Origin of the sequence: Streptomyces sp. NBC_01439 (assembly GCF_036227605.1) — a bacterium.
Taxonomy (GTDB): Bacteria; Actinomycetota; Actinomycetes; order Streptomycetales; family Streptomycetaceae; genus Streptomyces.
Genome location: NZ_CP109487.1, coordinates 4,766,402 through 4,780,122, shown reverse-complemented (window position 1 = coordinate 4,780,122; position 13,721 = coordinate 4,766,402). Strand labels below are relative to the sequence as shown.

12 protein-coding genes are annotated in these 13,721 nt (G+C 72.6%); 5 read left to right on the top strand and 7 right to left on the bottom strand.

Annotated features, from left to right (window positions below; all coding sequences use genetic code 11):
- The first annotated feature begins 115 nt into the window (after nucleotides 1–115).
- Nucleotides 116–1,939 (top strand): aspartate--tRNA ligase, encoded by a 1,824-nt coding sequence (aspS, locus tag OG207_RS21355; protein WP_329100086.1) that lies wholly within the window; start codon nucleotides 116–118, stop codon nucleotides 1,937–1,939.
- Between the two features lie 96 nt (nucleotides 1,940–2,035).
- Here aspS and OG207_RS21350 read toward each other — a convergent pair whose 3' ends face one another.
- Nucleotides 2,036–3,916 carry a VWA domain-containing protein gene (locus OG207_RS21350; RefSeq protein ID WP_329100085.1) on the bottom strand — a complete coding sequence of 627 codons (1,881 nt, stop codon included), beginning with the start codon at nucleotides 3,914–3,916 and terminating at the stop codon, nucleotides 2,036–2,038.
- A 294-nt stretch (nucleotides 3,917–4,210) separates the two neighbouring features.
- Between OG207_RS21350 and OG207_RS21345 the strand changes: the two genes are divergently transcribed.
- On the top strand, nucleotides 4,211–6,298 hold the full coding sequence (locus tag OG207_RS21345) for a PhoX family protein (protein WP_329100084.1): 2,088 nt from the start codon (nucleotides 4,211–4,213) through the stop codon (nucleotides 6,296–6,298).
- A 90-nt stretch (nucleotides 6,299–6,388) separates the two neighbouring features.
- Here the strand turns inward: OG207_RS21345 and OG207_RS21340 are convergent, their stop codons facing one another.
- The 4 genes from OG207_RS21340 to OG207_RS21325 form a co-directional block, all read right to left on the bottom strand.
- Nucleotides 6,389–7,672, bottom strand: a complete 1,284-nt coding sequence (locus tag OG207_RS21340; RefSeq protein WP_329100083.1) for a sensor histidine kinase — start codon at nucleotides 7,670–7,672, stop codon at nucleotides 6,389–6,391.
- Nucleotides 7,660–8,361, bottom strand: coding sequence for a hypothetical protein (locus OG207_RS21335; RefSeq protein ID WP_329100082.1), 702 nt, complete (start codon nucleotides 8,359–8,361; stop codon nucleotides 7,660–7,662). The genes OG207_RS21340 and OG207_RS21335 overlap by 13 nt, the downstream gene beginning before the upstream one ends.
- Nucleotides 8,362–8,443: 82 nt before the next feature.
- Complete coding sequence (locus OG207_RS21330; protein WP_329100081.1) at nucleotides 8,444–10,438, bottom strand: FUSC family protein; 1,995 nt, start codon at nucleotides 10,436–10,438, stop codon at nucleotides 8,444–8,446.
- A gap of 82 nt (nucleotides 10,439–10,520) precedes the next feature.
- Nucleotides 10,521–11,348: a hypothetical protein gene (locus tag OG207_RS21325; protein ID WP_329100080.1), complete on the bottom strand. Its 828-nt coding sequence runs from the start codon at nucleotides 11,346–11,348 to the stop codon at nucleotides 10,521–10,523.
- Nucleotides 11,349–11,473: 125 nt separating this feature from the next.
- On the opposite strand from OG207_RS21325, the gene OG207_RS21320 reads away from it, so the two are divergent.
- From OG207_RS21320 to OG207_RS21310, 3 genes are all read left to right on the top strand, one after another.
- A complete protein-coding gene (locus OG207_RS21320; protein WP_329107765.1) occupies nucleotides 11,474–11,962 on the top strand; it encodes an RrF2 family transcriptional regulator in 489 nt (162 codons plus the stop codon).
- Nucleotides 11,963–12,031: 69 nt separating this feature from the next.
- Nucleotides 12,032–12,430 carry a RidA family protein gene (locus OG207_RS21315; protein WP_329100079.1) on the top strand — a complete coding sequence of 133 codons (399 nt, stop codon included), beginning with the start codon at nucleotides 12,032–12,034 and terminating at the stop codon, nucleotides 12,428–12,430.
- A gap of 66 nt (nucleotides 12,431–12,496) precedes the next feature.
- Complete coding sequence (locus OG207_RS21310; protein WP_329100078.1) at nucleotides 12,497–12,904, top strand: hypothetical protein; 408 nt, start codon at nucleotides 12,497–12,499, stop codon at nucleotides 12,902–12,904.
- Between the two features lie 85 nt (nucleotides 12,905–12,989).
- Here OG207_RS21310 and OG207_RS21305 read toward each other — a convergent pair whose 3' ends face one another.
- Nucleotides 12,990–13,190 carry a hypothetical protein gene (locus tag OG207_RS21305; protein WP_329100077.1) on the bottom strand — a complete coding sequence of 67 codons (201 nt, stop codon included), beginning with the start codon at nucleotides 13,188–13,190 and terminating at the stop codon, nucleotides 12,990–12,992.
- 57 nt (nucleotides 13,191–13,247) lie between these two features.
- The gene (locus OG207_RS21300; protein WP_329100076.1) at nucleotides 13,248–13,637 is read right to left on the bottom strand and encodes a hypothetical protein; all 390 of its coding nucleotides are present in this window, start codon (nucleotides 13,635–13,637) and stop codon (nucleotides 13,248–13,250) included.
- Nucleotides 13,638–13,721: the final 84 nt, after the last annotated feature.

Below are 13,721 nucleotides of genomic sequence, written 5' to 3'. Positions count from 1 at the left end.
CGGACCACCGGACGCATTTGCGCAGGCTGGAGGGAGTGCCCGACCCGTCACCTTCCCGGACGGTAACCTTGGGACGGTTGAATCCACCCTGGTATCGCGTAGAACTGGATGACTGATGCATCGGTACAGGTCCCACACCTGCGGCGAGCTCCGCGCTTCTGACGTCGCCGCCGACGTCCGGCTGAGCGGCTGGCTGCACAACCGTCGAGACCTGGGCGGCATCCTCTTCATCGATCTGCGCGACCACTACGGCATCACGCAGCTGGTCGCCCGGCCCGGCACCGCGGCGAACGAGGCGCTGAGCAGCGTCACGAAGGAGACCGTCGTCCGCATCGACGGCAAGGTCGTCTCCCGCGGCGCCGACAACGTCAACCCGGAGCTGCCGACCGGCGAGATCGAGATCGAGGTCTCCGCGGTCGAGGTGCTCGGCGCGGCCGCCCCGCTGCCGTTCACGATCAACACCGACGACGGGGTGAACGAGGAGCGGCGCCTGGAGTACCGCTTCCTCGACCTGCGCCGCGAGCGCATGCACCGCAACATCATGCTGCGCTCGGCGGTCATCGCGTCGATCCGCTCGAAGATGGTGGCCCTCGGCTTCAACGAGATGGCGACGCCGATCCTCACCGCGACCTCCCCCGAGGGCGCCCGTGACTTCGTCGTGCCGTCCCGCCTGAACCCGGGCAAGTTCTACGCCCTGCCGCAGGCGCCGCAGCAGTTCAAGCAGCTGCTGATGATCTCCGGCTTCGACCGCTACTTCCAGATCGCGCCGTGCTTCCGCGACGAGGACGCCCGCGCCGACCGCTCGCCGGGCGAGTTCTACCAGCTCGACGTGGAGATGTCCTTCGTCGAGCAGGAGGACGTCTTCCAGCCGATCGAGCGCCTGATGACCGAGCTCTTCACCGAGTTCGGCGGCGGCCGCGAGGTCACCTCGCCGTTCCCGCGGATCCCGTTCCGCGAGTCGATGCTCAAGTACGGCAACGACAAGCCCGACCTGCGCGCCAAGCTGGAGCTCGTCGACATCACCGACGTGTTCGAGGCCTCGGAGTTCAAGGCGTTCGCCGGCAAGCACGTGCGTGCCCTGGCCGTCCCGGACACCGCCGCGCAGCCGCGCAAGTTCTTCGACGGCCTCGGCGAGTACGCGATCTCGCTGGGCGCCAAGGGCCTGGCCTGGGTGCGCGTGGGCGAGGACGGTTCGCTGACCGGCCCGATCGCCAAGTTCCTCACCGAGGAGAACCTCAAGGTCCTCACCGAGCGCCTGGGCCTGGTCCCCGGCCACGCCGTGTTCTTCGGCGCGGGTGACTTCGACGAGGTCTCCAAGATCATGTCGGGCGTTCGCGTCGAGGCGGCCAAGCGTGCCGGCCAGTTCGAGGAGAACGTCTTCCGGTTCTGCTGGATCGTCGACTTCCCGATGTACGAGAAGGACGAGGAGACCGGCAAGATCGACTTCTCCCACAACCCCTTCTCCATGCCGCAGGGCGGGATGAAGGACCTGCTGGAGAAGGACCCGCTGGACATCCTGGCCTGGCAGTACGACATCGTCTGCAACGGCATCGAGCTGTCCTCCGGCGCCATCCGCAACCACGAGCCCGAGGTCATGCTGAAGGCCTTCGAGATCGCCGGTTACGAGGCCGAGACCGTCGAGCGCGAGTTCGCGGGCATGCTCCGCGCGTTCCGCCTGGGCGCCCCGCCGCACGGTGGCATCGCCCCGGGCGTGGACCGCATCGTGATGCTGCTGGCCGACGAGCCGAACATCCGCGAGACGATCGCCTTCCCGCTGAACGGCAACGCGCAGGACCTGATGATGGGCGCGCCGACGGTGCTGGAGGAGGCCCGTCTGCGCGAGCTGAACATCGCGCTGCGCAAGCCGGTCGAGACGAAGGCGGCGGAGCGGCCGGTCTCCGACGCGGTCGCCCCGGACGCCGGTTCCCCGCGGGGCTGACTCCCGGTCCGCTGATACGCCGAAGGCGGCGCCCCCCTCCTTGCCGGAGGGGGGCGCCGCCTTCGTGTCGTGCCCGTACTGCTCGTACTGCCGGTACTAGAACCGCTCCAGGATGCCCTTGACCAGGGCGGCGGAGGTCAGCTCGGTGGGGGCGGGGCCGGCGTGGAAGAAGCCGGCGTTCTCGGCGTCCAGCTTGCGCAGGAAGTCGAAGGCCTTGGCGTCGTGGTCGCCGAAGGCCACGAACTGCCAGTGGACGCCCGGAGCCGCGGTGGCGGCGTCGGCCAGTGCCTGGCGGGCGGGCTGCCGGTTGTCGGGCGCGCCGTCGGTCTGGAAGACGACCAGGGCCGGGCCCTCGCCGCCGTCCTTCTGGTAGCGCTCCAGGACGGCCTCGACGGCCACGTGGTAGCTGGTGCGACCCATCCGGCCGAGCTCGGCGTGACGGGTCTCGACCCAGGAGGCGTCGTGGCCGTCGAGGGTCAGGTCGGCGGTGCCGTCCAGCTCCGTGGAGAAGAACACGGTGTGCACGGTCGCCGCGTCGTCGAGGTGCGCGGCGAGGGCGAGGGCGTGGTCGGCGAGGTGCTGGGCGCTGCCGTCCTTGTAGAACCCGCGCATCGAACCGGACCGGTCCAGCACGAGGTACACCTTGGCCCGCGCCCCGGTCTTCCCCTTGCCCCGGAGCACCTGCCCGGCGGCCTTGTACGCGCCGGCGACCTCAGGAGCCCGGCGCCGCACGACGGCGGCCGTGTTCGCAGCGACGCCGGCCTCTGCCTGTGCCTGCGGCGCTTCGGCCTCGGGCTGCTCCGCCGCATCGGTGTCCGCCTCGGGCGCGGTGACTTCGGCGGCGACCGGCTCTTGTGCCTCGGGTGCGGTTTCGGGCTCCGCGTCTGCCTGCGGCGCGTCTGCCTGCGGCGCTTCGGCCTCGGGCTGGTGCGCTTCGGCGGCGGCCGGCTCGGCCTGCGCTTCGGCCTCGGGCTCGGCCTGCGCCTGCGGCGCGGTGGCCGGGGCCTCGGCTTGGGCCTGCGGCGCGTCTGCCTCGGGCTGCTCTGCGGCGGTGGCCGGCTCCTGCGCCTGCGGCGCGGTGGCCTCGGCGGCGGCCGGCTCGGCCTGCGCGTCCGCCTGCGGCGCTTCGGCCTCGGGCTGGTCCGCGGCGTCGGTGTCTGCCTCGGCGGCGGCCGGCTCCTGTGCCTCGGGTGCGGTTTCGGGCTCCGCCTGGGCCTGCTCCGCAGCGGGGGCGGTCTCGGGCTCTGCCTCGGCGGCAGCCGGATCGGCCTCGGGCTCGGACTGCGCCTGCGGCGCCTCGGTCTCCGGCTGCTCGGTAGCGGCGACCGGCTCTTGCGCCTCCGGCGCGGTGGCCTCGGGCTGCTCCGCAGAGGCGGCAGCCTCGGCCTGCGGCGTGGTGGGTTCGGCGGTGGCCGGCTCGGTCTGCGCCTGCGGCGCATCCGCCTCGGGCTGCTCCGCAGCATGGGTGGTCTCGGGCTCGGCCTCGGCGGCGGCCGCGGGCTCCGCTTCGGCGGCAGCAGCCGGCTCGGCCTCGGTCTCGGGCTCGGCCTGTGCCTGCGGCGCCTCGGCCTCGGGCTGGTCCGCATCGGCGGCGGCCGGCTCTTGCGCCTGCGGCGCGGTGGCCTCGGCGGGCTCGGGCCCCGCATCGGCGGCGGCCGGCTCGGCTTCGGCTTCGGGCTGCTCCGCGGCAACGGCGGTCGGCTGGACCGCCGGAGGCGACGGGCGGCGGGCTTCCGGGACCGTGGGGTCCGCCGCCTGGGCGGGGGCCGTGAGGACCGTGCCCGGTTCACGGTCGCGCGGGGCGGACTGCGGCGGAACCGTGGGGTTGTCGAAGGACGCCGCCACCAGTTCGGCGGCGACGTCCAGAGGGGTCCGTTCCGCCTGGTTCGGGACAGCGGCCGAAGGGGTGTCCGTAGTTTCCGGAACGGATTCCGCGGACCGTCCGAATACCTTGCGCAACAAGCTCCGAATACCCATGGGCCAGGCCTTTCGCATGTGTGCGTGCGTCATTTGTCCGTGCTGCGCGGATGATCCCTGCCCAGAGTGGACACGTAAGGTTATCGGCCGCTGGGGTGGATCTTCGGCAGGGGCGCCTTTCGTGGCGCCCGGCACCCACCCACCCGCACACGCTCCGTGAACTGCCGCTCCGACGTGCCGGGTTCACCGAGCGTTCATCCCCGCGCCGCCGCTTCGGCGCAACCCGGGCCTAGCGTCGCGGCTGGATCGTACCGACACGTTGTCGGCGCCCACGCAGCTACTCGGAGGACACTCGTGCGCAAGCTCCTGCCGTTCATCGGCAACCCGCATGGCAGCGGCCGGTCCGCTCTCACCTGTCGTTACCGCTGTGGCGACGCCTGCTTCCACGAGGTGCCGAACACCAGCGACAACGAGTACGTCGGTGACGTCATAGCCCGTGCCTACTCCCGCCGCGCGATGCTGCGCTCCGCCGCCGTCGTGACGGTCGCCACCGCGGCCGGTTCCGCCGTGGCGTTCGGCGGCCCGGGGCAGACCGCCAACGCCACCCCCGCGGCCGATGACGCCGCGGCCGCCGCGGGCAAGGGCGGCGAGGCCGCCCGGGGCTTGCGCTTCAAGGCCGTCGCGCCGAACACCGACGACAAGGTCACCGTTCCCGAGGGCCACGAGCAGAACGTGGTGATCCGCTGGGGCGACCCGATCGTCAAGGGCGCCCCTGGCTTCAACGCCGACAAGCAGACCGCCGCCGCGCAGGCCGGTCAGTTCGGCTACAACAACGACTTCCTGAGCCTCCTCCCGCTCGGCGGCGACTACGAGCGCCAGCAGCTGCTCGTGGCCAACCACGAGTACACGGACGAGAACCTCATGTTCAAGGCGTACGACCCGGCCAACCCGACCCTCGAGCAGGTCGAGATCGCCTGGGCCGCGCACGGCCTGTCCGTGGTCGCCGTCCAGGAGGACCACCGCAGCGGCAAGCTGACCGCGATCAGCCGCCACCAGCTCAACCGCCGACTGACCGCCACCAGCGAGTTCAAGCTGACGGGTCCGGCCGCGGGCAGCAGCCTGCTGAAGACCTCCGTCGACGCCACCGGCACCAAGGTGCTCGGCACGCTCAACAACTGCGCCGGCGGCACCACCCCGTGGGGCACCACCCTCCACGGCGAGGAGAACTTCAACCAGTACTTCGGCAACGCCGGCCAGGTCACCGAGCCCACCCAGGCCGCCCGCCTGAAGCGTTACGGCGTGACCGCCGGCGCCACCGAGCGCAAGTGGGAGCGGTTCGACAAGCGCTTCGACGTGGCGCAGGAGCCCAACGAGTCGCACCGCTTCGGCTGGGTCGTCGAGCTGGACCCGTACGACCCGAACTCGGTGCCGCGCAAGCGCACCGCGCTCGGCCGCTTCAAGCACGAGGCCGCGCAGCCCCGCCTGACCGAGGACGGCCGTCCGGTCGTCTACATGGGCGACGACGAGCGCTTCGACTACTTCTACAAGTTCGTCTCGTCGAAGCGGATGAAGAAGGGCAATTCGCGCGCCGCGAAGGAGCACAACCTCACGCTGCTCGACGAGGGCACCCTCTACGTCGCCAAGCTCACCGGTGACTCCCCGGCCGCCGAGTTCGACGGCACGGGCAAGCTGCCCTCCGACGGCGAGTTCGACGGCTCCGGCGTGTGGATCAAGTTGGCCACCGGCAACGTGTCGCACGTCGAGGGCATGACCGCCGAGGAGGTGTACGTCTTCACGCGGCAGGCCGCCGACAAGGTGGGCGCCACGAAGATGGACCGTCCGGAGGACGTCGAGCCCTCCCCGCGCACCGGTCGCGTCTACATCGCACTGACCAACAACACCGACCGCGGCAAGCCGGGCAAGGAAGGCGCCACCGAGGCCAACCCGCGCAACCTGAACAAGCACGGCCAGATCCTGGAGCTCGCCGAGAACTTCGACGACCCGGCGGGCGACGGTTTCGCCTGGCGGCTCTTCCTGGTCGCCGGTGACCCGAACGACCCAGCCACCTACTTCGCGGGCTTCCCCAAGGACAAGGTCAGCCCCATCTCGTGCCCGGACAACGTGGCCTTCGACCCGCACGGCAACCTGTGGATCTCCACGGACGGCAACCAGCTCGGCTCCCACGACGGCCTGTTCGGCGTCGCGACGGCCGGTGAGCGCCGCGGTGAGCTGAAGCAGTTCCTGACCGTTCCGCGCGGCGCCGAGACCTGCGGCCCGCTCATCCAGGACAAGCGCGTCCTGGTCTCCGTCCAGCACCCGGGCGAGATCGACGGCGCGTCCGTCGAGAAGCCGCAGTCGGTGTGGCCCGACGGCCCCGGCAAGATCGTCCGCCCGGCGGTCGTGTCCGTCTGGCGCAAGGACGGCCGCAACATCGGTGTCTGATCGGTCCAGTTGACCCGAGGGGCGTGTTTCACGTGAAACACGCCTCTCGGGCGTCCCCGCGGATCAACGCACCCAAGCTGCCCAATTCGCCTACGGCACCCTGCCGACGGGGAGCCGCAGCGTCGTCACCGCGCCGCCGTCGGGCGCATTGGCGAAGCCGACCGCGATCTCCAGCACGGCCGCCTGCCCCATCACGATCGTGAGCCCCAGGCCGTGGCCGCGCCCGCGGCCCGGGTCCCCGGTACGGAACCGCTGCGGGCCCCGTTCGATCAGCTCGGGGGGGTAGCCGGGACCGTGGTCGCGGACCACCACCACCGGTCCCTCCACGGTCACCTCGACCGGGGGCCTGCCGTGTTTCACGGCGTTGGCCAGCAGGTTGGCCAGGATCCGGTCCAACCGCCGCCGGTCGGTGACCACCACCACGTCCTGGACCACCCGTACCGACACGGCCGGACCGGCTTCCGGTGCGGTGGCGCTCCCGGCGGCCGCGGCCGCGGCGACCGCCCGCTCCACCGCCCGGCCGAGCTCCACCCGGGCGAGGTCGGCCCGTTCGACGCCCGAGTCCAGCCGGGAGATCTCCAGCAGGTCCTCGGTCAGCAGGTGCAGGGCCTTCAGCCGGTTGTTGATCATTTCCTTGGGGCGGCCCTCGGGCAGCAGCGCCGCCGCGGCCAGCGAACCGGTGAGCGGGGTGCGCAGCTCGTGCGCGACATCCGCCGTGAAGCGCTTCTCCGCCTCCAGCCGGCCCTGGAGCGAGCTCGCCATCGAGTCCAGCGCGTGCGCCACGTCCCGGACCTCGTCGCGGGAGCCGCCCGGCCCCGGATCGTCCCCCTCGGCCGGGAAGTTCACCCGGGCGTCCAGGTCCCCGGCGCTGATCCGGCGGGCCACGGCGGCCGTGGTCGCGAGCCGCCGGCTGATCCGGTCGGCGAGGAACAGGCCGGCCAGCGCCACCAGACCGGCCGCGAGGATCGCGGAGGCGAGGATCGCGGTGTCGATGTCCCGCAGCCGTTCCCGGGTGCTCCCGAAGGGCAACCAGACCGCGAGGGCCTTGTCGTCGGCGGGTCCGGCCGCCCACATCACGGGCTTTCCCCCCTGTTCGCCGACGATGCTGCCGGTCTGGCCGCTCGCGACGAGCTCGCGCAGTTGCCGGGGCAGGTCGGGCGGGTCGAACGCGGCGTTCACGTCGCCGTGCGCGGTGCCGTACTCGTAGTGGCCCAAGGCGTGCGCCAGCTCGGTGGCGGCGGCCTTGCGGACCTCTCCGACCATCTGCCGGGCGACCACGTTGTGCACCAGGATGCCCAGTGCGGCGGCGACCATGCAGCACACCATGGTGGTGGTCAGTGCGATCTTCCAGCGCAGGCTGCTCAGCGCGCGCATCGCGCCCCGTCCCCGTTCGTCGGGTCCTGGGTGCGTCCCGGGCAGTCGTCGAGGGTGAGCTGGGACAGGTTCATGATCCCGGCCTTCGGGTCCCACACGTAGTCGAAGACGGCGACGTGGTCGGGGTTGGTCGTGGGCTCGCGGACCGCCAGGTGCTCGGCGGCCACCTCCACACCCTCCAGCACCGCGCGCCGGGACAGGATCCGGGCGATGCTCCCGTCGTCCTGGACGGTGTAGACGCGCAGCTCGCTGACCCGGCCGTCGACGTCCAGGGCGGTGATGAGCTCTTCCCGGCCGTTGCCCGTCAGGTCGTGCAGGACCGCGGGGCGCACCGGGCAGTCGGGGCCGCCGTCCACAGCCTGTGTGCAGAGCGCGAGCCGCTGGACGGCGCGCGGGTCGACGAGCCGGCCGGTCCCGCCGTCCTGCTCGGCGGCGGAGGCGATGTCGGCGCGCACGACGGACAGAGCGTCCACTCCGCGCATGCTCAGATCGGTCACCTTGGGGAGCCCCGGGACCACGGCGGCCGTGCCCGGCCTCTGGTCGGCGGCGGGCGGGTCGGGGCGGATGTCCTTCCACAGGCTCTTCGGGGCGTGCACCGTGCCGAGGTCGCCCTCGCTCTGCAGTCCCTCCACATCGGCGCACCCCACCAGGAGTACGGCGAGGACCATCACGGCGGGGACGCGGTGCATGCTCCGATGCTGCCCCGTCCGCCCCCGCCCGGCCCGGGAGCCGACCCATTCGGGGGACACCGTTCCCGGGCGCGGCGGCGGGTCAGGACTCCGGCCGGGCAATGGCCAGGGCCGCTGCGATCTCCTGGTGGACCGGGGCCAGCACGCTCGTCGCCTCGCCCGGCGGTCCCGCCTCGACCCGGACCGGGATGCTGCTGCTGCGCACCCGCACGGCCAGCTCGCGGAGCTGCCGGGCGATCGACTCCACTTCCTCGGCGGGGGGCGGGGCCGCGCCGTGGTTGACCCGGACCCGCGCGGCGGTGGTGGCGTCCACGATCCGCTCGACGGCGACGACCAGCGGCCACCAGGCGGCGGCCCGGGCTCCGGTGGGCGGCGGCTCGGTCAGCGCCCGCTGGAACTCGCTGCGCACGCCCGACAGGTCCCGGTAGATGCGCCGCCGAGCCTGGAGGCGGGCGGTCCGGGCCACCGCGTGCGCGGCCTCGTCCGCGACCGGCGCGAAGGCCCGTTCCACGTAGCGGGCGGCGTCGTCCACGGTGTCGGCGAGCCGGTCCCCGATCCGGGTGTGCCAGCTCTCGGGCCACAGCAGGTACCCGAAGACGAGGGTGATGGCGCAGCCGATCAGGCTGTCCACCAGCCGGGGCCGGATCAGGTCGAAGCCCTGGTGGTTGAGCAGGTCCGAGAGGAGCAGGATCACCGGGGTGATCGCGGCGGTCTGGAAGGCGTACCCCTTGACGGAGAAGGCGGGGATCAGCCCGGCCAGCACCACCATCACCGGGACGTCCCACCAGCCGCGCGGCACCTCGGAGAGCACGGCGGCCGCGATGACCAGGCCGCCCGCGGTGCCGAGCGCGCGCAGCACGGCCCGGGAGAACACCGAACCGAAGTCGGGCTTGAGGACGAAGGTGACGGTCAGGGCGACCCAGTAGGACCGCTCGAACTCGATCACCGATACGAGGGACTGCGCGATCCCGATGCACAGTGCGAGCCGCAACCCGTACCGCCAGGAGGCCCGGGACAACACCATGTCGCGGACCGCCCGCCGGGCGCGCACCCGCAGGGCGGCGGGCCGGCCGAGCCGGTCGTCCACGTTGTCGAGGTCCGGTCGGGCGATGTACACGATCTTCGCGGCGTGGCGCAGGGCCGCGTCGACGGCCCGTTCGGCCGGGGTGTGCGCGGCGGGCAGCTCCAGTACGGGGGTTCCGGTGCGGCCCTCTTCGACGGCGTCGGCCAGTTCCCGTACGGCCGCCGGGATCTCGGGGGGCAGCGGCCGGCCGCGCAGGTGCGCTGCGGGCGCGGCCTCCACCAGCGGGATCACCACGTTGAGCTGGGCCAGCAGCCGCACCAGCGAGGGGCTGCGCCCGTGCACCCGAGCCCGGCGGCCGAGCACGAGGTCGTAGGCGTGGTTGATGGCCTGGGTGACCTGCTGTCGGCGTTCCTCGTACCGGGTGCCGGGCCCGCCGGCGGCCTCCAGGGCGTCGGCCAGGGCCCGGTAGGTGTCGGCCACGGCGGTGCGCTCCGGCTGCCGGCGGCGCAGCGGCCAGCCGAGCAGGGTCAGCGCGAGGACGAACAGCCCGCCCGCGGTCAGCAGCAGCGGGGCCGTCCACCAGGGTTCGGGCAGCGGCAGTCCGGCGCCGATCACGGCGTTGAGCAGGAGGAGCAGTCCGGACACGGAGGCCACCGTGCCGATGGAGGAGATCATCCCGGAGACGAGGGCGATGAGGGTGAGCGCTCCGACTGCCAGCCAGCCGTGCCCGTAGACCAGGGTGCCCAGCGCCACGCCGACGGCGCCGAGGAGCTGGGGGACGGCGATGTTCAGGACGCGCATCCGGTAGGCATCGGCGGTGTCGCCGATGACTCCGGCGAGGGCGCCCATGGAGGCGAGCGCGCCGTATTCGGGTTCGTCGAGGGCGAAGCCGACGGCGAGCGGGACGGACATCGCGACCGAGGCCCGGGCCACGGCGGCCCACGGGATCGGCGCGGCACTGGGCTTCAGCCCGTTGAGCAGCCAGGAGGGCGGAGCCAGCGGATGGTGCCGGGCTCGCCGCGACGATATGTGTTCGGTGCGTTCGGTGCTCATTCCCGCTTCCGTGCCCGCCGCTCGCGAATCGGTGCTTCTGTGATCTTCTACATGGTTCTGCGCGTGTTGGTACCTTCCGAGCTTATGGGGTGCGGCGTAGTCGGCCCATCACCCATGCGGCGAGTGCGGCGCCGAGCCCGATCGCCAGCACCACCCAGGCGGTCGTGCGCAGGTACGCCGTGAGGGCGTCGTACACCGCCCCGGCGGCGGGCCGGTCGATGTCGGCGGGCAGGTCGTCCAGGGTGAGCCGGCGGCACACGTCCACCGCGAGCCACAGCAGTCCGGCCCCGACCGCGAGCCCCACTCCGGTGGCCAGGACGGCGCGCCGTCGGTGGACGGCGACGGCGATGGCCGCCGCGGCCAGGACCAGGGTCAGTACGGGGAGCCAGACGCCGGCGACCTGGAGCATGTGGAAGCCCTTCCGGAGAGCGGCGAGGTTGTCGTACTCCATGACCTTCACGGTCAGGTGGGTCACCGGGATGCGGTCGGCGAAGGGCACCTCGTCGGCGACGAGGTCGCCCCTGACCTGCGCGATGACGGGGGCGAGGTCGATGGTGAGGGCGTCGCCGTGGCCGGTGGTGAGCGCGTCGAGGAACGCGACGTGGGCGGCGCGGTTGGCCGCGTCCCAGGCGGTCCGGTAGGCGGGGGTGCCGGCGAAGGAGTGCAGGGCCTCGCCGAGCAGGGTGTCCACGCCGATCTGGAAGGGGCCCGCGTCGATCTGGCCGGCGAGGGCGCGGGTGACCTGGGTGACGACGACCTCCTGCACCTTCGGGTTCTCGGCGAGGGGGGACATGGCGGCGGTGTACCGGTCGGCGTTGCCCAGTTCGCGGTCGGCCCAGTACGCGACGGCGCTCGCGGGCACCAGAAGGGCCACGAGCACGATGAGTACCGTCGACAGGATGGTGCGCACGTCACCAGGGAATGCGGACGCGGGGCCGGGCGCGAGCGGTGTTGCTGCGGGCGGGTGGTGGGCCGTCGGACGGAGCGGCACCCTTGCGCCGATAATCCTGGATATTTAATATCCAGATTATGAAGATGAGCGAGGGCGTCGAGTGGGCGCTGCACAGCTGCGTCAACCTGGCCTGGAGCGGCCCGGACCGTGCCGTGTCGGCGGCGCGTCTCGCCGCCTGGCACGACCTGCCCGCGGCCTACCTCACCAAGCAGCTCCAGGCACTGGCTCGGGCGGGCGTCCTCACCTCCACCCCCGGCCCCCGGGGCGGCTTCCGGCTGGCCCGCCCGCTCGACGCCATCTCGCTCATGGACGTGGTCGCCGCCGTCGAAGGGCCCGAGCAGGCCTTCCGGTGCGCGGAGATCCGGCAGCAGGGGCCCGGCGCCGGCGAACCGGCGGACTCCGCCCCGGAGAAGGGCGCCGCCGACTGCGCCATCGCGCACGCCATGACACGGGCCGAACTGGCCTGGCGCAGGGCACTGGCGGCCCAGAACCTCGACGAGATCCGGCAACAGGCCGAACGGCAGGCCCCCGAGGCCCCCGAACGGCTCCGTGCCTGGCTCGCCGCACGGTAGCCGCACCACGGAGCACACGGAGCACCACACCGCACGTACGGAAACGGAAACGGAAAAAGGGAGCTCGGCATGACGCGCAGCATCATCAACCCGGCAGGACTCCACACCCCGACCGGATACGGCTACAGCCACATCGTCTCCGCACCCGGCGAGCAGGTGTTCATAGCCGGGCAGTACGGCTCCGACGAGCACGGCCACGTCGTCTCCGGGGACTTCGCCGACCAGGTGGAGCGGGCCTTCGCCAACCTCCGTACCGCCCTCGCGGCCGTCGGCCTCGGCCCCCTTGACGTGGTCCGCATCGGCACCTACGTCGTCGGCCACGACCAGCAGAAGCTCGAGGTCCTGCTGAAGCAGCTGCACGCCACCTGGGGGACCGAACTGCCCGCCCAGACCCTGATCGGCGTTGCCGCGCTGGCCCTGCCCGACATGCTCTTCGAGATCGACGCGGTGGCCGTGCGCACGCCCTGACCGCTGATCCACTTGCCGCCCGGGGGCGGCGGGTGTGCCCTGGATGATGGGAGAGAGGAGCCCGTCATGGCACATGCGGCACCCAGCGCCTTCGGGCGGCAGCGCCGGCAGACGGCGAGCAAGACCCACCTGCACAAGAGCGCGTTCGTCGGGCCCGTGCTCCTCGGACTCGTCTACGGATTCTGGGCCGCTTTCATCGAACGCCAGGCGGGTCCGGTGACCACGGCCAACGTCTTCTTCGGGATCCTGTGCGGCGTGGTCTTCGCAGGGATCATGTTCGGCCTGGCCAGGGTCGGTCCCCGGATGATGCGCGAGGTCCACGCCGCCGCGTACGGAGCCTTCGGCGGCATCGCCGTGGGCTACCTGCACAGCCTCACCGACCAGTCGATCCTCAAGGCCGTGGTGGTGGGCCTCGCCGTGGCCGCGGGCGTCGGTCTGGCGGCGTTCTACCGCTACTACACGCACGAGGACTGAGCACGAGGACCGAGCCGGTCGCACGGCCGGGACGCGCCGGGAGCGCCGGTTGCCCCCCGGCGCTCCTGGCGCGTCCGCGCGGTTCCTACGCGGCCGGATCCGCCGGGGCGGTCGGCTGAGGTTCGCTCTCGGCCTCGACGGCCGTGGCCGTGGCGGTGGCCGTGGCCGTGGCCGTGGCCGTGGTCTTCGGCGACGCGGCCGGCTCGGTCTGCCGGACCGGCGGGGAGAACCGGGTGACCTCGGCGCGGAGCATGGCGTTCAGTGCGGCGTACGGGTCGATGGGCATGGCGGAACCTCACGGTGCTCAAGGGGGTGTGGGGGCTGCGTTCGGACCTCGGTCCGCTCAGCAGCGCAGCACCACGCTCCGCACCGCCCGCCGGGACAGGGCCGGTTCGGCCGCCTCCGCGGCGGGCCCGCACGCCGGGGCAACCGCATGTTCCACGTGAAACACCGCGAGCGGTCCCCGCCGTACGCCGGACAGCCCGCGCGTGACCGTCCGTACGGCCGCCCGCGCTTCGGGATCAGGGGCCGGAGCCGGATCGGACTGGCCCTCGCCGGGTTCGGGAGACTCTGCCGGGGCGCCCGGCGCGACGGGCGCGGAGGACGTCGCGGGGCGGAACTCGGCCGCTTCGGCGCCGGCCGGACCGGCTCCGAAGACGCACAGCAGCACGACACAGGCCACGGTCAGAGCCCTGGCCAGTGCCGAACGCGCGTGGTGCCTCCCGCCGCTCATGCGAGGGGTCTGCCCCGCCACGCCGGACGACTCCCGGGTGGACCCCGAGAAGCCCCCGACCGGGGGACGAAGACACCCCCCTCG

Bases quoted from the DNA above. Each gene is read 5' to 3' on its own strand.
- aspS (WP_329100086.1), top strand. From the start codon at position 116: ATGCATCGGTACAGGTCCCACACCTGCGGCGAGCTCCGCGCTTCTGAC.
- OG207_RS21350 (WP_329100085.1), bottom strand. From the start codon at position 3,916: ATGGGTATTCGGAGCTTGTTGCGCAAGGTATTCGGACGGTCCGCGGAA.
- OG207_RS21340 (WP_329100083.1), bottom strand. From the start codon at position 7,672: ATGCGCGCGCTGAGCAGCCTGCGCTGGAAGATCGCACTGACCACCACC.
- OG207_RS21335 (WP_329100082.1), bottom strand. From the start codon at position 8,361: ATGCACCGCGTCCCCGCCGTGATGGTCCTCGCCGTACTCCTGGTGGGG.
- OG207_RS21330 (WP_329100081.1), bottom strand. From the start codon at position 10,438: ATGAGCACCGAACGCACCGAACACATATCGTCGCGGCGAGCCCGGCAC.
- OG207_RS21320 (WP_329107765.1), top strand. From the start codon at position 11,474: ATGAGCGAGGGCGTCGAGTGGGCGCTGCACAGCTGCGTCAACCTGGCC.
- OG207_RS21315 (WP_329100079.1), top strand. From the start codon at position 12,032: ATGACGCGCAGCATCATCAACCCGGCAGGACTCCACACCCCGACCGGA.
- OG207_RS21310 (WP_329100078.1), top strand. From the start codon at position 12,497: ATGGCACATGCGGCACCCAGCGCCTTCGGGCGGCAGCGCCGGCAGACG.
- OG207_RS21305 (WP_329100077.1), bottom strand. From the start codon at position 13,190: ATGCCCATCGACCCGTACGCCGCACTGAACGCCATGCTCCGCGCCGAG.
- OG207_RS21300 (WP_329100076.1), bottom strand. From the start codon at position 13,637: ATGAGCGGCGGGAGGCACCACGCGCGTTCGGCACTGGCCAGGGCTCTG.